Below are 22,543 nucleotides of genomic sequence, written 5' to 3' on the forward strand. Positions count from 1 at the left end.
TGGCTCTGTTGATTCTCTTAAGCATAACAAGTGGTCATCCATCAAAGCGATGGATGACCACTTGTTATGCTTTCTTTTTTTACCAAAGGAGCTGACTATTTTTCTTAACTATTAAAAATAGTGGCAGCAATCCGATCCATATCGCGCATATTCCAAGGATCCACACCAGGACGAGCTGCAGCGGCTGTTAACCAATGAATCCCTTCTGTTGGAATACCACAACTAAAAAGGCCTGTCGCCACCTGTCCATCTTTTGTGATGACTTGATTCGTGGCAGGCACAATCAAGAGTGCACCTGTTTTGACTATTTGACCATCGGCTAATGCCAGTTGATGGAGCGTAGCTAGCTTATCGGCTAACAACTGCCTCGTTAAAGGATTCAAACTTTTTTCATTATTGACTTTGGGAATGCGCGCTTCAATTAAAAAGTGACTATTATACCGATTTTCCGGAAACAAATTAGCATAAGTAATAAATTGACCCGCTTTCATTTCGACACGCATTTCTGGCCCCAGAATCGTGACTAATCCCAGTTCAACTAACGCCTGTAGCTCTTCTGTTCTTTCAACAGAAGGTCCCACTGACAAAAAGGTATTCAACGGGGTAAACCAATGCCACAACCACTTTTGACTCTCGTCATTCGTTAATAACCCCTCATCCAAAACAAAGCGAATCTGATCTCTTAAATCTTTTAAACTGTCTAAAGCAGTGGTCAAAGGACCGCTAAGATTGCCTTTCTCTGCTTCTTGAATATCCCATTTTAAATACTCTAGTAAAAACGAACGAAAACTTTCATGAGTGGTTTTCTTTGTTTCAGGATGTTCTAACGCTTGCCAATCAAACCAATCTTGTTTTTCAAAGTGGGCTAAGCTTTCCGGCGCTCCCTTGGTTTGAATAAACAGCTGTTGAAAGGCCTCTTTAGAAAGATGCGGATATTTTTCTTCGATTAAGCAAGTGTAATACACATATTCCACTTCTTTTTTTAAATACCCAAAAAACTCTGCGCCTGTAACCTGTCCTTTTTTACGACATTCAGCTAAATACGTTTCGGTTAAAAAAACAGGCTGATAGGCTTCCCCGTAGCCTTTTTGATTAATCCCTCGAGGATGAGAAGGAAAACCGCGACCAGAACCAGCAATAATAATAGGCTCTCTTCCAGAAGTTTCATAACGTAAGCGGCCATTTTGACGAGAAAAAACACCCCCGCGGCCAATCGTCAAGGCAGATAAATAGTCAAAAAATGCCAAACCTAAGCCTTTTAACACAACGGGTTGTTTTGCAGGTATATTGGCAAGTGCCAATAAAGCATCCGCCGCATTTTTAGGAGAAGAATAAAACAAACGATGCTCCTTGGCGTAGTCCGCCAGCTCTTGTTCAACAGTCGTTAATTCATTTTCTTGGTGACCCAAAGCTAAAATTACTTTGTCTGCCGTAAACTCAATGGATTGAGTATACACATAATAGTTATCCTCTCCTGCCCGCACAGCAGTTACTGGCTCTTTAAAAAACGTCAGCGATGTTTGTTCGTTACACCTCGTGGCTAAATACGTATAAAACCATTTTTGGTACATGCCATAAAAAGCCCTCGAGCAGTGATCATTCGGTCCAAGGCGATGACATTCTTTCAACAACTCAAGATAATTATAGGGTTGTTGCTGTTGAATGTACTGCGCAGCTTCTGTTTGGGTCCATTCATAGAGAGTGGGGCCCTTGACAATTGGTCCTTCGCCACTAAAAGATTCATCTGTAAATAAAGTGACTTGACTAATCACGGTGTTCATTAATAAATAATTAGGTTGCTCTGCTCGCCAAATTTTCCCACCTGGACCGTATGGATCAAACAACGTGAGCTGAACATTTATTTCCGTTTTACGAGCCCATTCAATGACTCGTTCTGCAGCTGATAAGCCTCTGGGTCCAGCACCTACAATTGCAATTTTCATCCAATCACCTACTCTATTTTTCTAATAATTCTTTTAAGACAACCGCTTGATTATGCACTGTATCTTTCGCCCCATAGACCAGCGTGACTACTGGCTGATTTTTTACAATCGTCTGTAACTGCTTAAACGCTGTGGCAGTTGGCTCGTGTTTCAATTCTTCTTGGTATTTTTGTTTAAACTTGGGATATTTATTTGCTTCATGATTAAACCATTTCCGCAGCTCTGTACTTGGGGCTACTTCTTTGAGCCATTCATCTAACTTTTCAGATTCCTTGGATTTTCCTCGTGGCCAAACACGGTCAACTAAAACACGGTAGCCATCTTGCTCTGTCGGTGCTTCATATGCTCGCTTGATTTGAATCATCTGCCTTCACCTCTTCTCTTTATTGTAGCTCAAAAAGTGAGGACTGACAAAAAGCAACATCTCTGTTAAGCTTTCCTATACAAAAAGAGTTGGTCTCAATGAAGACCAACTCTTTTTGTTATTAACTATTTCTCTTTTTCACTTTCCCAGTCCAGCCATCATAGCCGCCTTTTAAAATATAAATATCAGTATAGCCATTTTTGCGTAATAAATTAGCTGCTCGGATACTTAAAGCTTTCTTCTGATCATAAAGATAAACAGGTTGATCCTTACGAAGAGAACCAATTGTTGTTTTTAACATGCTGTATGGCATGCTGCGCGCCCCTAAAATATGCCCAGCATCAAATGTATCTTTCTCACGAACGTCAATCACTTGTGCTTTACGCATTGTTTCTTTAAATTCTTCTTCCGTCAGCATTTTTGCTGAACGTTTCACCATAATTTTCAAATATAATTCATTGAATACCATCGCTAGTACAATAACTAGCAAAATGCCATTGATTACCCATAAAATACTCATTCTAAAAAGCCCTCTCTATTTCTCTTTTGAAAATTGTAATGCTAGTGAAGCGGCACCAATGACGCCGGCCTCATTACCTAGCTCTGCTAATTTGATTTTTGTACTATTTCGAACTTGCGGGAAAGTAAATTCTTGGAAATATTTTTCGACACGACTACGTAAAAATTCTCCTGCTGCAGAAACACCTCCACCGATAACCACGCTATCTGGATTTAACGTGTTGCCTAAGTTTCCTGTGGCTAAGCCTAAATAGAAGCAAACACGATCCACAACCATTAAAGCAAAATGATCGCCTTTTTCGGCAAATTCAAAAACGTCTTTACTCGAAACATCTTGTCCATCATCAATCGCTTGTTTCAGTTCAGAGTCACCTGCAAACTCTTCTGATAAATGACGTGCAACACGAACGACACCAGTGGCGCTAGAAACAGTTTCTAAACAGCCACGTTTCCCACAGGTACAGTCAAAGCCGTTAGGATCAACCGTCACATGCCCAACTTCACCAGCACAGCCAGCAACACCGTGGAGCAATTCTCCCGCTGCAACAATGCCTCCGCCGACACCTGTTCCTAAAGTAATAAAAATCACGTCGGGATTGTTTTCCCCCGCGCCCTTCCAACGCTCACCTAAAGCGGCAACATTGGCATCATTATCTAAGGCAAACGGAATTCCTAAAGCAGATTCGATTTGTTCTTTGACAGGCTGTACAGTCGTCCAGTTTAAATTATAGGCACCTACAACAGTTCCTTTTTCAATGTCGACACTTCCTGGTGTTCCCATACCAATTCCCACAAAATCTTCTTTTTTCATATTATAAAGATCTATACGGTGACGAATACTTTCAATAATTGATGGCACAATATGCTTGCCATCTTCTAAAATATTCGTTTCAATACTCCATTTTTGTTGAACAACGCCATCGGTTGTTAAAATAGCAAATTTGATGGTCGTTCCACCTAAATCAATCCCAATAATCTTCTTATCCATTTAGTCGATTCCTTTCTGCTTCCCTCTAGATTCTTCTATTCGATGCTCTCTTTGCAAAATATGCCGGGCCTGTAAATACGTATCTCGGTCTACCAATTGACCTTCATACAATTTTTTTAATTCAATCATCATTAACTCAATATCATAAATCCGTGCACCGACATAAATATACATCCCAAACTGTTTAAAAAGTTGTTGTACATCATATAACGTTTCCATACGAAAACACTTCCTTATTATACAGGTAAACCGTATTTTTTAAAACCCAATAACAGACAAATTACGACAAGAAAAATAAAAATTAACGTAGCCATAATTCGCTCGTGCTTATTAAATGCTTCTTGACGATTTGGAACAGCAAAAGCCGTCGCGACTAATAGTCCACCGATTAGACCGCCAACATGACCCATCATATCTACAGAGCTACTAAACAAGTTAAATAACAAATTAATCACAATAAACATTGAATAGCGTTGCACCATATACATAATCGCTGGATTGTCTCTAAAATGGCGTCCTAAAATAACAAATGCGCCGAACAAACCAAAAAGCGCTGTACTAGCACCCGCTGAGACACTGTTGGGTGTCCCAAAGGCAAAACTGGCGATATTTCCAGCAATCCCACTCAATAAATAAATTCCCAAATAGCGCCAATGCCCATAAATTGCCTCAACCTGTGCGCCGATATAATAAAGAGTAACCATATTCAAAATAATATGCATAAACCCAATGTGAAGAAACATTGGCGTGATAAACCGCCAGTATTCATGATTTTGAGCTACCAGTGGACGAACCATTGCTCCCCAATTAACTAAGTTTAAAATATTTTCTGATCCTCCAGTTAATTCCAATCCAAGGAAAACAATGATTGAAATACCTAAAAGGGCATACGTAATGAACGGCTGATTTTTTAGCCGTTTCAATTTCATTTCTGTTTGATAATTCATTCCATTCCTCCTATTGTATAAATAATTGTTCGATTGGCTGATCAAACGCTTCTGGTTGCCATTGTTCATGGAGTTGTTCACTAAAAACTAAACTACATGAATGGCCCGAAAAATGTTCCAAATAACGATCATAAAAACCACCGCCGAAGCCTATTCGATAGCCAGCACGATTGAAAACAATCCCTGGCACAATCAATAAATCAATTGCTGTAGCTGTTATTTCTGCCGCTGTTAACGGAGGTTCTTCCACGCCAAATGCACTGGTGTCATAAACCGTCTCTGGAAAAACTTGATAAAAGTGCATTTTGCCTCCTTTAAATGTTCGCGGCACCGCCACTTGCTTGCCCTCTTGCATGGCCCGTTCGAAAATTGGCTGTGTTGATAATTCTAGCGGTAACGACCGAATCATTCCGATTGTTTGTGCTTGTTGCCATTGCTGACTAGCAAACAACTGTTCATAGAGACTTGATTCTTTATGTTGTTTAATTTCTGGATGTTGTTTTAGCCATTCCAGGGCAGTTAAGCCCACTTTTCTCAACTTATTTTTCTCCATGTACACCTTCAACCCCTTTTCTGTTAAGTTTATAGAAAGTGTTCTTAAAAAACAAGCTGATTCCCCTTTTCTCTTTGAAAAATCCCGTTATTTTTCTAACGTTTTTGACGCTTCTTTAAAAAAGTCAACAACCAAATCCATTGTTTCTCCTTTCACTAAATGCCGCTCACCGATTTCCGTTATAAATTGCGTATTTCTCGCATACGTTTTCCCAGACACTAATTGTTCAAAATCAGCCATGTCTTCATAGGGAATTTTTTCATCTTCCGTTCCATGCCAAAACAGCATCGGTCGTTCTTGTAGTCTTTCTGGCGTTTGTGATAAATCGTATTGATGTACCCAACTTAGCAACAGTGGCAAGTCTTTAGGTACAAAAATAGCAAATTCTTTCGCCTGTTGAATCACTCGCTGAATATAGCGCGCCGGATAGGGTGTTCCCATTAAGCAAGCGGCAGCTTGAATCTCAGGATGTTGGGTCATAAGAGCGCTGGTAGTAATACCGCCCATGGATACACCACCCACGCCAATCCAATTTTCTTTAATCAACCCTAATTTATGAAAATGATGGATAATTACTGGAAATTCAATTAAATTATATTGAATGCTACTCCAAAATGTAATCGAAGGAATCGTGGAAATAGGTCCTGTTTTTCTTTCTCCATGGTTCATGGCATCTGGTAAAATGACCCGAAACCCCTCGTGTGCTAATTTTCTTGCTTGTGTTAAAGATAATTCTTTAGCTGATTGCCAACCATGATAGTAAACAATTAAAGGTAATGCTTCGTTTTTTTGCTCTTCTGTTGTCACTTCTAATGCTGGAATTTTTGCTATGTAGCGATGTCTAATACTGATTTTCATTCATGATTCCTCCATTATAAAATATCTTCTCTTATTTTACCGTTTTTTGATAAAACCTGCTCTTTATATGATTTATCAAAAAAATCACAAAATATGCGAATTCGCATTTTCCTATTTTATTACTTTCCGTTATAATCATTTTATTAAATACAAAGGGGTGTTTTTATGGTTAAAATTGAGGAAAAAGGTAAAGTAACATTTGGACAAGCTTTTAAAGATTATTTTCGTGGATATGTTGATTTTAAAGGTCGGACCACACGTGCTGGTTATTGGTGGATGACATTGGTATTAAGCATTTTAGCACTTATTTTTTATATTGCCATTGTCGGCAAAGCTGTGTCAGCAATTTTAGCAGCTGAATATTTTGAAACCTATGATTTTGGGAACTTATTACCGTTGATGCTTTTTGCACTTGTTTTATGGTTAGCTTTATTATTACCAACGTGGGCAATGTGTGTCCGTCGTTATCGTGATGCTGGGATGACAGGTTGGGGCGTGCTTGTTTTATATCTACTTTCTATTGCCTGTAGCTATACACAAGTTTTCTCTGTTATGTCAACACTGAAATATGATGTTCAAACAGATACTGTGATAACAGGTGGCAGTCCCGTCTTCTTATTTTTCACTCTTGTGATTAGTCTGTTTTTCTTCTTACTAACAGTCTTACCGACAGATAAACTAACAACAACTAGCCAAAATAGCGTCTTACGCTTCTTCTTCCGTTACAAAGAAGTGAAGTAAGGAAAAGTTTTAAGCCTTTCTTTTAAAAGAAGGGCTTTTTTCTTATTTTAAAATCTTTATGATAAAATAAGAACTAGTCTAGCTAAAAAAATGGAAGGAGAAAATATGGCTACTTTTAAACGGATTCTGAATCTAGAAAATTATATTTTTACTTTTTTTATTTTATTTGTCTTTTACGGCGCAATTAACTCTCCCTATTCGCTGGTAAAAATTCTTTTGGGAAAGCCTAAGCACTTGCTTGTTTTACTTCCTCTATTAATTATTCTATTGTTGATTATTTATAAAAACAAAAAATTTCTTTACACTAAGATTCAAGCGCTCTGGCACTTAATAAAAACCCATGATCGTGTGGTTATTATTGGTAGTTTGGTCAGTTTATTTTTACTGCAACTTTTACTCCTGACGCAGATTACTGTGCCGATTGGCTGGGATGTTTTTGACAACTTTCATAGTATTACCACTGAAAATAGGGATTATTCAAAAATCGTACTTTCTTTAAACCCCAATAACGAATTTTTCTTTTTCATGATGTATTACCTGAATAAATTTTTGCGTTTCATTGATGTAACAGGGAGCTGGAGCAATACTTGGTTTAGTTGGCAAGTCGTTAATTGCTTGTTTATTAATAGCAGTTTATTTCTCTTTTATCATGCCTCTAAGCGTGTCTTTAATCCATTAACGGCCTTCGTTGCTTATAGTTTATTTTTTCTTTCTTTCGGATTGTCTCCATGGTTACTCACGCCTTATACAGATACGGCCGTCTTATTGTTCATCAACCTAGTCTTTTTTGCATATAGCCTTTTTGACCAAGTTTCCCCTCCCTTCGTAAAATATTGTTTATTACTGTTTATTGGAATTGGCCTAGCTTGGTGTTTTTTAATGAAACCTTCGTCTATTATCTTTTTTATTGCATTTAGTTGTATAAAAGTGCTGCAACTTCTTTTAGTAAATCGGAACAAACAGTCTATCGTAAAATTAACCGTGGTTGCTCTCTTTTTACTGACTGGTTTCGCCAGCGCATATTATAGTTTTCAATTTTTTGTGGAAAAACAAACGATTACGGAAATCGATAAAGAACAAGCCAAACCTTGGACACTTTTTGTAATGATGGGTTTGACTGGAACTGGCGGTTACAATGATGCAGATACACAAGCAGTAAATCAGTTGCCTACACAAGAAGCCAAAAAAGCTTATACCATAAAAATGATTCAAGACCGTTTAAAAAATAAAGGATTCTTCGGTTATCTTCGTTTTCTGGCTCAAAAAAATCGTCATAATACTGCCAATGGTGATTTTGACTGGGGTTGGGATGGCGGTGATTTAATCCCAGAAACACCTTCTAAAAATCGTTGGCAAGAACACTTGCGGTCACTGTATTATCCGCAAAATCAAAAAAGTAACTATCTACGAATTTATATGCATTTTTTCTATTTACTCACATTACTAGGTCTATTGTTCAGTATCCCTCTAAAAGATTCAAAAAATAACTACGCGATTTTAAAATTAGCTTTCATTGGAGCTATTCTGTATTTATTGCTCTTTGAAGGCGGCCGCTCTCGCTATTTAATCCAGTTTATGCCGTTTTGGTACTTGTTATCAGCGAGTGGTTGGCTGGGGTTGAGAGAGATTCGAAGATACAAAAAAATAGTAAAATAGAAAAGAGGATTGAGTTAAAAATGAAAAAAAGTTTGCTGGGGTTGATTGTTTTTCTATCCTTACTGACCCTTACTTCCTGCAGAAATAAAGTGACCACAAAAGAGCTAATGGCAAACGAGTGGGCCGTAAACTCCAACGTTGATGAAGTAGTAATGATTGTATCATTCAGCGAAGATACCGCTACTTTCAAAATCAATACAGATGAACACACATCAACTGCAAAAAATGAGTTGGAAAAAGCAGGCGAAGAATTAGGTAAACAAATTGCAAATAAAATAGAATACAAAGTCAAATACCATCTAAAAAACAATCAAATTCGTTGGGAAAATGAAGGAAAAGAAGTGGCTTACAAGATAAAAAAAGAAAAGCAAAATCTACTTTTCACTCCTACTAAGACAAACAATTCTGATAACCAAACAAAACTAGTTTTGAAACCTTACACAAAGAAAAGTATTGATTCTTCCACTCAAAAAGATAAAACGGAAGAAACCAGCTCTAATTATCAAAACGTCTCATCTGAAACAAACCAATCTACCTCTTCATCTACTACTAAAGAACCGCTGCCACAAGTTAGCTTAGCTGATTTTATAGGCGGTTGGGGTATTCCTCAAAGTGATAACTTATTTTTTATAAATGCTGACGGAACACTCACTAGCATAACTCAATCGAATGTTCCTCTTCAAAATGTAAGTTTTTCTGTGGATGAGAATGGTAATCAAACAATGACGTTTCTTTTGAATAATATGCCCCGAACAGTAACGAAAAATAATGATGGTACTTTAACTGTTAATGGACAAATATACACTTATCTAGGTAATATTACGTTGGAACAATTAATTGAAAGAAATAATCAAACTCAACAAGTTTTTGAACAATCTGAACAGCAACCACCACAAAACTCTGATTCTAGTGAACAAATACAAAATTCTAAATCAGACCAACCTATATACGATACGGTACGAAGTGGTGAAGGTGGGCGACAGTTAGCCGAAAGAAATGGTTTAACCTTGGAAGAATTATTAGCGTTAAATCCAGGCATTGAAACTTCTGTTTTTTATCCTGGTCAGTCATTACGAATTAAATAGAAATTTAGGTATACTAATAGATAATAGTCTATAAAAGTAGAACTGGACCATCTACCATTTACTTGGGATACCAGTTGATGGCAATAGTTTTGACGAAGTGGAACTAGACCTTGTACCTACTGGCTCAGCAAAAATTGCGACATTTGATATAGCAGTTGGGCATTGATTAACAGCATGCATATAATTTGATAATATGGAATATACACAAAAATGTCTAAGGAGCCTAACATTCTTTCAAGAAAGAATGTTAGGCTCCTTTTATTCAGACAATTTCAGCCACTCCTTGCGATTGCAATAGGACATAGTTTTTACAAAGACAAAATGATAAAGCAAACCGTAAGCTAGCCCCAACATATTTAACAAAATTCTTAAGTAAAGACTTGTTTCTAGCCCAAATATCATAGAAGCTGCCATGATAGCACCAACACAATTAAAAATCGTTTTACTTTTATAAGATGTGCATAAGCCTAAACAAAGTCCTCCTAAAATACCAAGTAGGTTCGTTGGTATATAAAATAACAAGATAGCCGATACTAGAGAACCAATAACGACCCCTATTATTCGTTCTTTGGCTCGTTCAGACAATTTAAACGTATCATACCCAGAAAATAATGACGAACTAGCAAATGTTGCCCACATAAAGCGGTCAATCTGAAGGTGCGTTCCTATAAAAAGTAATAAGCTAATGCCTAAAGCGTAATAACCAAACCAAATATTTCTTTGATTAAAAAAACCATTTTCTGTAACCATCTGTATAAAAGTAATCTCTTGATCCAATTTTTTATGTTTCACATGATAAACAAAAGCTAAAAGTAGATAAGCAAACACTAATACAAAGAAAGTTTGTTCTAATTGCTGAAACGATTGATAGTGAACCGTGCCAACTAAATATAAGTAGGAGAACGTATACAAGCCAGGATTACCCATTTTAGGGTTTTTACCAGTTAAGAAAAACAATGCCAGCAAGCAGATAAAATGAAGGCCCAATTGTAAAAATGATACAGAAATCAGTGAAATTAATGGACTAACACCTAGAATTGTTAACACGATTCCTAAACTAAGCAAGGCCTGTTTTTCCCTGTAGCCATATGAGACGAAACGGATACTCAACAGCAAACAAAATAATACAATTGAAAAAGGCGCTACAGCTTTTCCAAAGAAAAAAGTAATCGTCGACACCCATAAAATCGCAAACGAAACTAATAAGATATCCCTTATTAACAAGGCGCGCCAAAAATATCTCCGCTGTTTTTTAGTATCCGCTTGATGAATTTTTTGTTTTAAAATAAATGGATCTAACTGCAATAATTGATAAAAAGTCACCTAAAATCATCTCCTAAAAATCGACTCTTCTCAATTCATTATTCCAACTTTTCCTTCTATGAAATCAGAAGAAAAGTAGTTGTGACGAACATTTTACTACAACTTTTTTTCTGAATCAATACATGCTTTATTTCTTAATTCAATACCTCTCACGATACGATTTGCTTACTTCATAAAAAATAAGCCTAGAAAAAATCAAAACGATTAATTCTAGACTCAAAATTAAATAACTGTTGAACAAAAGCTAGCGCTTTTTTACATAAACTTTTCCAACAGATCCATTTCTTTTTCTAATTCTTTTTCATCATACTTGTCATACTTACCAGCTTCGTGTGCAATTTTTTTAATCTCATGAATGGCTTTTTTTTCAACAATCCATTTCTTCATACTATGTTTTTTTGTATCCTCATCTAGCGAGGCCAACTCTTCTAAACTTGCATCCAATTTGTTCAAAACGTCGGCAATTTTTACTAATGCTTGCGCTTCTTTTTCTTCATAGTTTGACATAATAGACACCTCTTCTTAAGTATTTTTCTACTTTAAGTGTACGTCTCTGTCGTTTTATTTGCAACTAATAACTCAACTGCTTCTCAGTACGGAGGATAAGGGATTCGAACCCTTGCACGATGTTACTCGCCTAACGGTTTTCGAGACCGTCCCCTTCAGCCAAACTTGGGTAATCCTCCCTCTACATTCCATCTACAAATGAACATGTAATGAATCAAAAGATAAAAAGCCTAGACCCTTACACAACAAGGATTCTAGGCTCTATCTAAATAAATTATTTAGTTTCACGGTGTAAAGTAACTTTTCTTTCACGTGGGCAATATTTTTGTTTTTCTAAACGATCAGGATTGTTACGTTTATTTTTATTTGTTAAGTAGTTACGTTCTTTACAAGAAGTACACTCTAAAGTGATGTTTACGCGCATGTTTTCCCCTCCTACTAATAATTGATCTTTCCAAGAGATTTCTTAGACTTGAATATCATACCATTTTTTTTGTCATTTGACTACCCTTTTGGGTAAATTTGTAAAGTAGTTCTACTTTACAAATTTTATTTTTTGTACATTTCCATATACGCTTCTAAAACTTCTTTGGCAATCGTTTGATTTGGTTTGGAAGATTCATCATTTAAGTGTGGTAAAACAACGCTAATTGCAATTTCAGGATTTTCGTACGGCGCATAAGCCACCAAGTTACTATTAACCGTTGTATGGTTTACTCCATTAGCATCTGTTGCTTGCGTTTCGGCGGTCCCTGTTTTAGCAGCAATCGAAAACTTGTCTGATTTTAAACCACGTGCAGTTGTAAAAGGACTAGTTCCATTTACTACATTATAGAAACCTTGTTGAAGAATTCCTATCTGGTCTTCAGAAATATTCACCTTATTCAAAACTTTTGGTTCAATTTCTTTTAAAATTTTTCCTAAAGCTCCATTTTCATCATTGCCATAGATTCCTTCTACCACATGGGGTTGCACGCGGATACCATTATTTGCGACAGTGGAAACGTACTGTGCTAATTGTAAGGCGCTATAGGTATCATATTGCCCAAAAGATAGGTCAAGAAGATTACCGCCTTGTGGCGCAGAAGACGAATCCTTAAAGTCCTTGTTTTGAATTCCTGTTGTTTCTCCTGGTATATCAATTCCAGTTTTCGTTCCCATACCATATTCTGCAAAAGCTTTTCTTAATTCTTTAAAGACAGTGTCATCTCCTACTTCATAAGGGAAAATCATATTGGGATAATAATTCACACCCATCATTTTAAAGACTAATTTCATCATATAAGCATTCGAAGAATATTCTAACGCTTGCTCCGCAGTTAATTGCATGGTTGTTCCGCCAGAAGCATTCCACCAAGAAGCTTTTGGATTACTACCTGCTAGTAAAATAGCTTCATCTGTTAAAACGTCATTGCCTTTAATGACGCCTGTTTCATAACCAGCTGTTAAAGTACCTGCTTTCACAACTGATCCAGGAACTTCAGAATTCAAAATAGGTGCTAAAGGATTAGGTGTGACTTCTCCAGTTGCTAAATCATGATGAAATCCGGACATCGCTAAAATAGCACCTGTTTGAGGGTTCATAGCAACGACATATGCATTTTCTGAGTATGGTCCAATGGTTTTGACTATTTGTGAATAGTTTCGTTGTAAAATTTCATCAACTTTGTTTTGGAAATTTGAATCAATCGTTAATTTTAAGTTGGAGCCTTTTTCCCCTTTGGAAATTGGGGTTTGTGAAACAATCTTTCCGTTATTGTCTAAAACGACTTCTGATTTTGCTTTTTTACCTTGTAGTACGTCTTCATATTGTTTTTCTAAATAGCTAGTCCCGACACGGTCATTTCGTGCATAGCCTTTTTTCAAATATTCATCGACTTCTTCGGCTGGCAATCCTTGTTTTTCAGTTGAAACGGTGCCCAACAGGCTACGTAATGCGCCACTTTGAGAATAATCACGCGTCCAATCAGTCCCTGTTGAAACACCAGATATTTCCGCTGTGTGTTCACCAATTGTCGCAATTTCACCTTCTGTTACCCCTTCATTCTTGATGAAGACCGTGTTCATTTGTGACGCTGCATTCATTCGTTTAAAAATCGTTACTGCTTGTAAGGTTCGGTCATCAAACGCAATTTCTTCAGGGGTGACTTTTTCAACTGCTTTGGCATATAATGTGCCTTCGTCCGTAATTTTGTTGCCTTTTTCATCTTCTTTATCTTGATCGGTTAAACGGGCTTGGGCTGCTTTTAAATTTTCAGGATTCGCTAACCAATAATCTTTTTTGTCACGATCCGTTAAGTTTGGATCAACTGGAACGTTAATAAGTTCGTTAACTTTATTCGCAATCGGTAAAATATCTTTTCCTTCAATATTTTTTCCTCGTGTGTAAGTGATTGCTAAATTGGCTTTGTTAGAAACCAAGACTTTTCCTTGTGAATCATAAATTTGTCCTCGAGGGGATGGTGTCGTGATTTGTAGTGAAGAATTGGCAGTGATTTTTTTGTTAAACTCTTCTCCTTCTACAATCTGTAAATACCCTAAACGGACAATTAATGAAACAAATAAAGTGAATATCACAAAAAATAATAAGTTCAATCGAAAAGGAATATGTGGCTTTCTACCTCGTTGACTCTTTGCTGCGGCATCTGTTTTTTTTATTTTATCTATAAATGAGTTTTTCTTCATACCTCTAGTCCCTTCACTAAAAAGTTTCGCATTCTCATTGTAACAAAAAATAGTCAAAAAATCAGGATTATTCCCAGCTCTAAGGAAATATTTAATTATTTTGTTGTTGAAAAAAGTCAAAAGGACTTCTGAATTCAGAAGTCCTTTTGACTTTTTCCCTTTTTTTAACGGCTGTAATTGTGAACTTCAGCAGCCATGCTGTCAATGAAAATTGATAAATCTTCGACAGACGTTTCTTTGCTTCCATAACGACGGACGTTCACCGTTGCGTCTTCCATTTCTTTGTCCCCGACCACTAATTGATAAGGTACTTTTTGGGTTTGAGAGGCCCGAATTTTGTAGCCCATTTTTTCGTTACGATCATCGACTTCAACACGTAAGCCTTGTGCTTGTAAACGTTCTTTGATTTCATAAGCATACTCAGAATGCGCTTCTACAGAAACTGGGATAATAGTTGCTTGAATTGGTGCTAACCAAGTAGGGAAAGCGCCTTTGTAAACTTCTGTTAAGTAAGCCACAAATCGTTCCATTGTTGAGACAATACCACGGTGGATAACAACTGGGCGATGTGTATTTTCACCATCTTCGCCAACATAAGTTAAGTCAAAACGTTCTGGTAATAAGAAGTCTAATTGGATGGTTGATAATGTTTCTTCCATTCCTAAAGCTGTTTTTACTTGAACATCTAACTTCGGACCGTAAAAGGCAGCTTCGCCTTCTGCTTCAAAGTAATCTAATTCTAATTCATCCATGGCAGCTTTTAACATCGCTTGCGCTTTTTCCCACATCGCATCATCATCAAAATATTTGTCTGTATTATTTGGATCACGATAGCTTAAGCGGAAACGATAATCCGTAATGTTAAAGTCAGCGTAGACTGCCACCATTAACTCCAAAGTACGTTTAAATTCGTCTTTAATTTGGTCAGGACGAACAAAAGTATGGCCATCGTTTAAAGTCATTTCACGAACACGTTGTAACCCTGATAATGCGCCAGATTTTTCATAGCGGTGCATCATCCCTAATTCAGCGATTCGAATTGGCAATTCGCGGTAACTATGAATGTCATTTTTATAAACCATCATATGGTGTGGACAGTTCATTGGACGTAATACCAGCATTTCGCCATCGCCCATATCCATTGGTGGGAACATATCTTCATGGTAATGATCCCAGTGACCAGATGTTTTGTATAATTCCACATCTGCCATAATTGGTGTATACACATGTTGGTAACCTAAGCTAATTTCTTTGTCCACAATATAACGTTCAATTGTACGACGAATGGTTGCGCCTTTTGGTAACCAGAAAGGTAACCCTGAACCAACTTCTTGTGAAACCATAAATAAATCTAATTCTTTTCCTAATTTACGGTGGTCACGTTCTTTGGCTTCCTCGCGCATTTTGATAAATTCTTTTAAATCTTTTTTATCGAAAAAGGCAGTGCCATAAATCCGTTGCATCATGTGATTGTCAGAGTTTCCGCGCCAATAAGCACCAGCTACTGAAAGTAATTTAAAGACTTGAATCCGTCCTGTTGAAGGGACGTGAACACCACGACATAAATCGACAAAATCGCCTTGATCATAGATAGTGATGATTTCATCCTCTGGCAAATCTGTAATTAATTCAACTTTGTAAGGATCATCAGCAAATAATTCTAACGCTTCTGCACGTGAGATTTCTTTACGAACGATTGGGTTATTTTCCTTCACAATTTTCATCATTTCGGCTTCAATTGCAGGTAAATCTTCCGCTGTCACAGGGGATTCCCCATTATCTGTATCATAGTAGAACCCAGAATCAATCGCAGGACCTACGCCAAATTTAATGTTAGGGAAAAGACGACGTAAGGCATTAGCCATTAAATGAGCTGATGAATGACGTAAAATTCCTAAAGCATCTTCATGATCAGGTGTCACGATTTCAAGCGAACCATCTTCTACGATAGGACGATCTAAATCGATTAAAACACCATTGAATTTACCAGCTAAAGCTTTTTTGGCTAAACTGTTGCTAATACTTTTAGCAACATCAAATGTTGTAACCCCAGAATCAAACGGTTTAACAGCGCCATCTGGAAAAGTAATGTGAATAGACATAATAAAATTCTCTCCTTTTAATTTTTTTGATTTGAAGCGTTTCATTGTGTTCCTGTTTTTCACAATGAAACGAAACAGCCACCTGTTCCCCTTGTTAAAAAACAAAAAGTCCTAGTATTCTAACGAATACTAGGACGAAAATATCGTGGTTCCACCTAATTTTGAACACAAATAATCTGTGTTCCTCTAGCGTGTTAACGGTGCGACCGCCTTTGTTTCAACAAAGGTTTCGAAAGTGGTCATCCCTTGTGCCAATCTGGAAAATTTTCAGCCAAGATTTTCCTCTCTAATAGATCGCGGGCAAGTTCAGTTGTCTTTCTCATCAATCATTTATGCACTTATTTAACCACTTATTTTCAGAAAAAGCAAGTGATTCAACAGAAATTCTCTGAAAACTTATTTTTTCCATTCGCCGCCTTGTGCATAGCGGTCTTTTTTCAATTCATTGACAATCACATGGATATTCTCTTTTGGTGCACCAGCGTTTTTTGACACAGCTTCTGTAATATCTTTGACCATATTAGTTAACTGTTCTTCTGTGCGGCCTTCAATTAATTCTACATGTACAAATGGCATCTTCGTTCCCCCAATTTAAATTGCTTGTTCTGTTTGTATCATAGAGCGGGTTATGACGCTTGTCAATAAAAAATTGGAGACGTCAGTCGTTACGGTTGACGTCTCCAATTTTTATTTTTCAGATACATAGTTGGACCAAAGTGCGGTCTTGCCTAATATCTCTTTTTATACTTCTTCGCCGTAATCTACAGGTTTATCAAATTCACCTGGTGCATCATCATAGATATGTCCATAAATAATTACCGGCATTCCGTCATAGGATACATCAAAGATTTTTGAAACTTCTGTTCCTGGCGTATTGATACAGCCATTACTACCAGCATCGGTTTTAAAGGCTTCTTTATCGCCATACTTATCCAATTTATGGTCGGAGTCATGAATCCCGATTTGTGTGACAACGCCCCCTTGACTTAATAACGGCATCCAATATTTTACTGGCACACTGTATCGAGAACCATCAAGCATTTGACCTTCTAAATTCACATCGGTTGTCCGATATAAAATTGTATGGAATCCTGGTACTGTTGCAGTTCCTTTGTTATATCTGCCAGTAATGACATCTGTGGTGACTATTTTTTTGCCATCAATGAAACAATACATTTTTTGATCTTTCAAATCAATTTCAATGTAATTATTGGCAATTTTACTATTTTCTTTGGTATCACCAACCAACGGAGCAGTGATTGCATTCGTTTGTTCTTGGCTATTCAGCGCGTTTACTAGTAGTTCTTGCGTTTTGGCCCCATCAATCGACCAGCCATAACTTCCGTTGTTTTTAAAACGACGTGTCGTGCCATGAACATCTGTAAATAAAACTGGTTGATTAGCAGAACCATATGTTGTTTCTAATTGTGTCACCCAAGTAGTTAGTTTTTCTTTGTTGATTGTGCCATCATCATTCAGCACGTTTTGAATTTGTGTTTTATCAAAGGCTACTTTTTCACCATTAATATCAACTGTAATTGTTTTATTTAACTTGTTATTGAGCGTTGTCAATGTCGCCTTTAACGTTTGATCCTCTTTTGTAATTTCAGGGGCTTTATAAAAATCTTTGGCATTGTATTGATAGTTGCCTTTTCCCGCTTCAACATCCGCAATAATCTGCTGATTTAAGCGCTGTGTGTCCACTACTGTGCCTTGTTCTTCGGGAACAATTTCAAAAGTGCCATTGCCTCTACGGATACTCGCATTTTTGCTTGGTTTCCCCTCTGGAAAACTTAAAGTCGCTAATTTGGCTTCTAGTTCTTTTTTGAATGCCTCGTTTAACGGTAGCTTCACCTTGCTACTGTGTAAATGGTCTTTTAAAAATTTTTGATCCAATTGGTATTTTTTAGGAAGTTGAATTTTTTCTTCTTTTGTCCCCGTTTGAACCACAACTTCTTCGGTTTGATTAACTTGCGCTAATTTTTCTTCCGCTGCATTTACATTTAACCAGCCTACAGAAACTCCATTTACTTTTGTGGTTGGTAAAAAGTGACTTTGAAAATAAACATAGCTGCCCCCAGCAACCAGAGCTAGTCCAACCAAAGAAGTAATAATTACTTTCTTTTTATTATTTTTTCCTGATTTTTGACGACGTGTATTACGCATTTGCATTTCTTCTTTTTTCATTTGTTCATCCTTTATATCAATAATTTTAGGTTTATTTCTTAGAGACTAGGCAACAAACAACTGCGGTGATCTACAATCAAAAAAGGTTCCCTTTCTCTCGCAGATTAATTTTTTCAATTATACACTATTTTTACGTTGTTTTCAGCTTATTTTCCTTGTAAATCCTTTAATCTTAAAGAATTTGTATACTCTGTGACTTTTTTTGCTTCTTGTAAATGATACGTAAACTGGGCCATTTTAGCAAAATCCTGAGCGACGACGTCAAAAAAGGCTTGTGTCTTTATTAAGCTGTTCCAACAAGCTTCTTTACTAGAAAAATCCAGCAATGATGCTAATTGATCCATCGTGTCAGGAGTGACATAATTTTTCAGATACTTAAATTGTTTCCCAACAGAAATTGGCTCCGGTTCCTGCCAAGCCGCTTGCCAAGAAAGCAAGCGCAACAGTTCCTGCTGACAATATTCATAGAGATGTGTGACAGCGTAAAATAGTTCATTCCGACAAAGCCCCTTAACTACATACGTACTAACCCACCAAAATTCATTGCAACAATCGTTAAATTGCTGCTGATCCGGAACTGTTACTGTATAATTTTTATCAGATGCTACAGGTAAAGGCGGCAAATTTTCATCTTTGTCTAACAAGATAATTGCTAAAGAATCGCCTTCATGCCAATTATCTTTTTCTGCGAGAGGACACAATGTTAAATCGATACGTTGGCCATCTTCAAATAACATTAAAAATGTTTCCCGCGTCTTCGGTTCTGTGGGAAATAAGGTCATTTCCTTGGGACGTTGCATAATTAATGGTTGTCCAAATTTTGCTATCCACGTTGCTGTTTCAAAAAACTCAGCACATGGTTCTACAATATAAACAATGTCGAAATCTTGAAAACTATCTTTTGGCGCTTTCACATTCGTGCGAGAACCCACCATTCCCACAGCTCGAATGTGTTCTTCTTGTTTTGCTACATCCATAATAAGTTGAAACATTTCTTCTTCTGTACGCATGCATTCGCTCCCTCTCTTCAAAAGTTTCTATTAAAACATAGATTTTTTTATAAGTCTTTTGTTTTCTATCGCTTTTTCTATGGTACTTCGTATACACTAACATTACAAGGAGGGATGTTTCATGCATTGGTTAAAAATAACAAGTTTATCCATTGTCAGTTTTGGCTTTTGTATTCTTTTGATTTTAGGTCTACTTATTTTTACTGGCAAAAATACGCAACCCACCGATAAACCAGATGCTATTTTAATTTTAGGGGCCCGTGTTTTAGGGACGTCTAAAGAAACCGCACTGCCCAGCCGTGTTTTGCAAGCTCGGTTAGATGTGGCTATCCCCTATATTAAACAACACCCCGAGACACCCGTTATTGTTAGCGGAGGGCAAGGAGCAGATGAGCCGGCTACGGAAGCCGCGGTTATGAAACAATACTTGCTAAATAAAGGTGTTCCAGAAAAACAGATTCTCTTAGAAAATCGTGCCACACGCACCAAAGAAAATATTGTCAATTCACAAAAACTCCTTTCTTTTAAACGGCTAGTGATTGTTACTAGTGACTTTCACATGTACCGCTCGCAACTTTTAGCCAAGCGAGCAGGCATCTCAAATGTTTCAGGCATCACTGCGGCTTCTTCTTTTCCAAAAGATATCAAAAATTTTGGTCGAGAGCTGCTTTCTTTAGGCTATGCCTTACTCTTTGATTGGTAAAAGAGCGTCCTTCGCAAGACCATTTTGCGAAGGACGCTTTTATATTCTGTGGATTTGCTCACTTTTGTTCTCTTCTTCTTGTGTTTAAATTATAAAAATGATAACATATCTTTGTTAGCGCTTACAAATAATATTTATTTTATAGGAGGAGAAAGTTATGGGGCATCAATTGAGCACTCATTTTTTTAACAAGAAAACAGGGATTATTTCAACTTTTTTAAGTTTGATCCTTTTAGTCGGTGGGTTACTGTTTGCACTACCTGCATTTGAAGTACAAGCAGCATCAACTGTTACACCTAAAACAGTCATGTATGTAGAAGTAAACAACCACGATTTTAACAATGTGGGAAAATATACTTTAGCTGGAACCAATCAACCTGCTTTTGATATGGGGATTATTTTTGCAGCCAATATTAATTATGATACGGTCAATAAAAAACCTTACTTATATCTAAATGAACGGGTCCAACAAACTTTAAACGAAGCTGAAACACAAATTCGTCCAGTTCAAGCACGCGGCACTAAAGTCCTATTGTCTATTTTAGGCAACCATGAAGGCGCTGGCTTTGCTAACTTCCCAACTTACGAAAGTGCGGATGCCTTTGCAGCTCAATTAGAACAAGTCGTTAATACGTATCATTTAGATGGTATTGATTTTGATGATGAGTATGCTGAATACGGAAAAAATGGGACGCCTCAACCAAATAATTCTTCGTTCATTTGGTTACTTCAAGCCTTAAGAAATCGCTTAGGCAATGATAAATTAATTACTTTTTATAATATTGGACCAGCGGCTGCGAACTCTTCAGCTAATCCTCAAATGAGTTCTTTAATTGATTATGCTTGGAACCCTTATTATAGTACCTGGAATCCGCCACAAATTGCAGGTATGCCTGCTTCTCGTTTAGGTGCTTCTGCCGTTGAAGTTGGTGTCAATCAAAATCTAGCTGCGCAATATGCCAAACGTACAAAAGCGGAGCAATATGGTATTTATCTAATGTATAACCTCCCAGGAAAAGATTCATCTGCGTATATCTCGGCGGCGACACAAGAGCTTTATGGTCGAAAAACGAACTATTCACCAACTGTTCCAACACCTTAATTATTATCTCGTGTCTACAAGCGCCAACATGTAAAGAGTTAAAAGCCAGCTTACTACAAGCTGGCTTTTTGGTATCTTGAGCGAATAGTTTTACACAAAAAAAGACCCGCCCTTTGGGTAAGGACGGGAAAGGAGTTAAAAATGAAAAAGTGTTTTGTGTTGTTAAGGTTGTTTGTTGATATGCTTATATCTTACAAACTAAATGTGAAGATTTTGTGATCATTTCATTCTTATTTTGCTACTTTTATAGGAATTAAATAGATTGCCACGAGACTATCTTTAGTTGCCTTGTGCATCCGTTATTCTGACTGCTCCTTGTGGTGTTACTCTGAAAAAACCGACAGTCCCAGTCCCTCCATTTGCAACCATCTGTTTCGATTGGGCTCTAAAAAAGAAGTCATTTCCATTCATACCAAAAAATCCAAGGTTCGTATCATCATTTTCTGCATCAGTCAGTGTACTTCTGATACATGCCTCTGCTTTTTCTTGTGTATCGATGATTTTTGCCTCTTCATTTTGGTCTTGAATTTCCTCTTCAGAAGAACGATAGTAATACTCTTCCGCAGGATAATTTCCACTATCTTGAGTAATTAACAATCGCGGTTTCGTCTTATCCGATTGGTCGCCGTTAGGATTTTCAACACCAATTTTATATAATAATAACGCAGCACCAGTAGGCCCCCACCTAATACTTAAGCTTGTAATTGGTCGCGACTCATCAGTAGGTGAATCCTTCGTAATCATTCCTCCGGTATTTGTACTACCATCAGAATGAATGATCAAACTCTCTCCTTTACCATTTTTCCATGTTCCAACTAAAGTAGTAAAATCGCCAGCATTAATCGCTGTAGTATCTAAATCAGCTACAGTTAGCTGACTATTGTTTCCATCAGCTGTCGGCTCTTCATTTTTCACTGATTCGTTAGACTCGACACTGCTGCTCGCTTGTTCGTTTGTCTTATCAATTGTTTCACTCGTTTTTTCATTCGTCTCTTCAACTTTAGAGGATGCCTCCGTTGAAGCGGTTACTTTCTTTTCTTTTGGTTCCCGACAAGCAGTTAATGATAAAACCGCTAGCACGACAAAAAACGCTAGCATTCCCTTTTTCACGCCTATTCACCCCGTTCAATGATCTATCTTACTAGACTATTGTACTATTAATTCAACTGTTTAGACAAATATTTATGGAACAGACAAAAGTTGAACCTGTCATTGAATGCTTTGTGTCACATGGACCTATCAATCAACTTTCTTTTTTCTATGTATTATA

Annotated in this window: 22 protein-coding genes and 1 tRNA gene; 5 read left to right on the forward strand and 18 right to left on the reverse strand. The window is 37.1% G+C overall.

Translation table 11 applies throughout. The features are described 5' to 3' along the window. Positions 1-104: 104 nt before the first annotated feature. From IGL37_RS11075 to IGL37_RS11110, 8 genes are all read right to left on the reverse strand, one after another. Positions 105-1,943, reverse strand: a complete 1,839-nt coding sequence (locus tag IGL37_RS11075) for an FAD/NAD(P)-binding protein (protein ID WP_002378650.1) — start codon at positions 1,941-1,943, stop codon at positions 105-107. 13 nt (positions 1,944-1,956) lie between these two features. Continuing rightward, positions 1,957-2,307: a DUF488 domain-containing protein gene (locus IGL37_RS11080; protein WP_002379785.1), complete on the reverse strand. Its 351-nt coding sequence runs from the start codon at positions 2,305-2,307 to the stop codon at positions 1,957-1,959. A gap of 121 nt (positions 2,308-2,428) precedes the next feature. Continuing rightward, positions 2,429-2,827, reverse strand: a complete 399-nt coding sequence (locus tag IGL37_RS11085; RefSeq protein WP_002356334.1) for a rhodanese-like domain-containing protein — start codon at positions 2,825-2,827, stop codon at positions 2,429-2,431. Positions 2,828-2,842: 15 nt separating this feature from the next. Beyond that, the gene (locus IGL37_RS11090) at positions 2,843-3,814 is read right to left on the reverse strand and encodes an ROK family glucokinase (RefSeq protein WP_002356333.1); all 972 of its coding nucleotides are present in this window, start codon (positions 3,812-3,814) and stop codon (positions 2,843-2,845) included. Beyond that, positions 3,815-4,033, reverse strand: coding sequence for a YqgQ family protein (locus IGL37_RS11095; protein WP_002356332.1), 219 nt, complete (start codon positions 4,031-4,033; stop codon positions 3,815-3,817). A gap of 17 nt (positions 4,034-4,050) precedes the next feature. Beyond that, positions 4,051-4,761, reverse strand: a complete 711-nt coding sequence (locus tag IGL37_RS11100; protein ID WP_002367232.1) for a rhomboid family intramembrane serine protease — start codon at positions 4,759-4,761, stop codon at positions 4,051-4,053. Positions 4,762-4,771: 10 nt separating this feature from the next. Continuing rightward, a complete protein-coding gene (locus tag IGL37_RS11105) occupies positions 4,772-5,314 on the reverse strand; it encodes a 5-formyltetrahydrofolate cyclo-ligase (RefSeq protein WP_002394065.1) in 543 nt (180 codons plus the stop codon). Between the two features lie 87 nt (positions 5,315-5,401). Further along, on the reverse strand, positions 5,402-6,172 hold the full coding sequence (locus IGL37_RS11110) for an alpha/beta fold hydrolase (RefSeq protein WP_033917826.1): 771 nt from the start codon (positions 6,170-6,172) through the stop codon (positions 5,402-5,404). A gap of 165 nt (positions 6,173-6,337) precedes the next feature. Here IGL37_RS11110 and IGL37_RS11115 point away from each other — a divergent pair, with 165 nt between their 5' ends. The 3 genes from IGL37_RS11115 to IGL37_RS11125 all read left to right on the forward strand — a co-directional run bounded on the left by IGL37_RS11115 (position 6,338) and on the right by IGL37_RS11125 (position 9,654). Beyond that, complete coding sequence (locus tag IGL37_RS11115; RefSeq protein ID WP_002356327.1) at positions 6,338-6,913, forward strand: DUF805 domain-containing protein; 576 nt, start codon at positions 6,338-6,340, stop codon at positions 6,911-6,913. A 90-nt stretch (positions 6,914-7,003) separates the two neighbouring features. Further along, positions 7,004-8,569 carry a membrane protein gene (locus tag IGL37_RS11120; RefSeq protein WP_033917825.1) on the forward strand — a complete coding sequence of 522 codons (1,566 nt, stop codon included), beginning with the start codon at positions 7,004-7,006 and terminating at the stop codon, positions 8,567-8,569. 353 nt (positions 8,570-8,922) lie between these two features. Beyond that, positions 8,923-9,654, forward strand: a complete 732-nt coding sequence (locus IGL37_RS11125; RefSeq protein ID WP_411146543.1) for a DUF4950 domain-containing protein — start codon at positions 8,923-8,925, stop codon at positions 9,652-9,654. 258 nt (positions 9,655-9,912) lie between these two features. Here the strand turns inward: IGL37_RS11125 and IGL37_RS11130 are convergent, their stop codons facing one another. The 9 genes from IGL37_RS11130 to IGL37_RS11170 form a co-directional block, all read right to left on the reverse strand. Continuing rightward, positions 9,913-10,977, reverse strand: a complete 1,065-nt coding sequence (locus IGL37_RS11130) for an FUSC family protein (protein ID WP_002356323.1) — start codon at positions 10,975-10,977, stop codon at positions 9,913-9,915. 255 nt (positions 10,978-11,232) lie between these two features. Further along, a complete protein-coding gene (locus IGL37_RS11135) occupies positions 11,233-11,484 on the reverse strand; it encodes a hypothetical protein (protein WP_002389274.1) in 252 nt (83 codons plus the stop codon). Positions 11,485-11,573: 89 nt separating this feature from the next. Then, positions 11,574-11,663 (reverse strand) — tRNA-Ser (locus tag IGL37_RS11140). Between the two features lie 95 nt (positions 11,664-11,758). Next, positions 11,759-11,908 (reverse strand): 50S ribosomal protein L33, encoded by a 150-nt coding sequence (gene rpmG, locus IGL37_RS11145; protein ID WP_002356321.1) that lies wholly within the window; start codon positions 11,906-11,908, stop codon positions 11,759-11,761. Positions 11,909-12,033: 125 nt separating this feature from the next. Further along, a complete protein-coding gene (locus IGL37_RS11150; protein ID WP_002359399.1) occupies positions 12,034-14,169 on the reverse strand; it encodes a peptidoglycan D,D-transpeptidase FtsI family protein in 2,136 nt (711 codons plus the stop codon). Between the two features lie 164 nt (positions 14,170-14,333). After that, positions 14,334-16,271 carry a threonine--tRNA ligase gene (thrS, locus tag IGL37_RS11155; protein ID WP_002414409.1) on the reverse strand — a complete coding sequence of 646 codons (1,938 nt, stop codon included), beginning with the start codon at positions 16,269-16,271 and terminating at the stop codon, positions 14,334-14,336. A 396-nt stretch (positions 16,272-16,667) separates the two neighbouring features. After that, positions 16,668-16,847, reverse strand: coding sequence for a 2-hydroxymuconate tautomerase (locus tag IGL37_RS11160; protein WP_002356318.1), 180 nt, complete (start codon positions 16,845-16,847; stop codon positions 16,668-16,670). A gap of 165 nt (positions 16,848-17,012) precedes the next feature. Further along, on the reverse strand, positions 17,013-18,458 hold the full coding sequence (locus IGL37_RS11165) for a L,D-transpeptidase family protein (protein WP_002370561.1): 1,446 nt from the start codon (positions 18,456-18,458) through the stop codon (positions 17,013-17,015). Positions 18,459-18,604: 146 nt separating this feature from the next. Next, positions 18,605-19,468, reverse strand: a complete 864-nt coding sequence (locus tag IGL37_RS11170) for an aminoglycoside 6-adenylyltransferase (RefSeq protein WP_002381386.1) — start codon at positions 19,466-19,468, stop codon at positions 18,605-18,607. Positions 19,469-19,589: 121 nt separating this feature from the next. Here IGL37_RS11170 and IGL37_RS11175 point away from each other — a divergent pair, with 121 nt between their 5' ends. Beyond that, positions 19,590-20,171 (forward strand): YdcF family protein, encoded by a 582-nt coding sequence (locus IGL37_RS11175; RefSeq protein WP_002359392.1) that lies wholly within the window; start codon positions 19,590-19,592, stop codon positions 20,169-20,171. Positions 20,172-20,328: 157 nt separating this feature from the next. Beyond that, complete coding sequence (locus IGL37_RS11180; RefSeq protein WP_002382461.1) at positions 20,329-21,273, forward strand: endo-beta-N-acetylglucosaminidase; 945 nt, start codon at positions 20,329-20,331, stop codon at positions 21,271-21,273. 279 nt (positions 21,274-21,552) lie between these two features. Here the strand turns inward: IGL37_RS11180 and IGL37_RS11185 are convergent, their stop codons facing one another. Further along, complete coding sequence (locus IGL37_RS11185; protein ID WP_033917824.1) at positions 21,553-22,383, reverse strand: DUF6287 domain-containing protein; 831 nt, start codon at positions 22,381-22,383, stop codon at positions 21,553-21,555. Between the last annotated feature and the right edge of the window lie 160 nt (positions 22,384-22,543).

Origin of the sequence: Enterococcus sp. AZ119, assembly GCF_050546175.1 — a bacterium.
In the GTDB taxonomy this organism is placed as follows: domain Bacteria; phylum Bacillota; class Bacilli; order Lactobacillales; family Enterococcaceae; genus Enterococcus; species Enterococcus faecalis.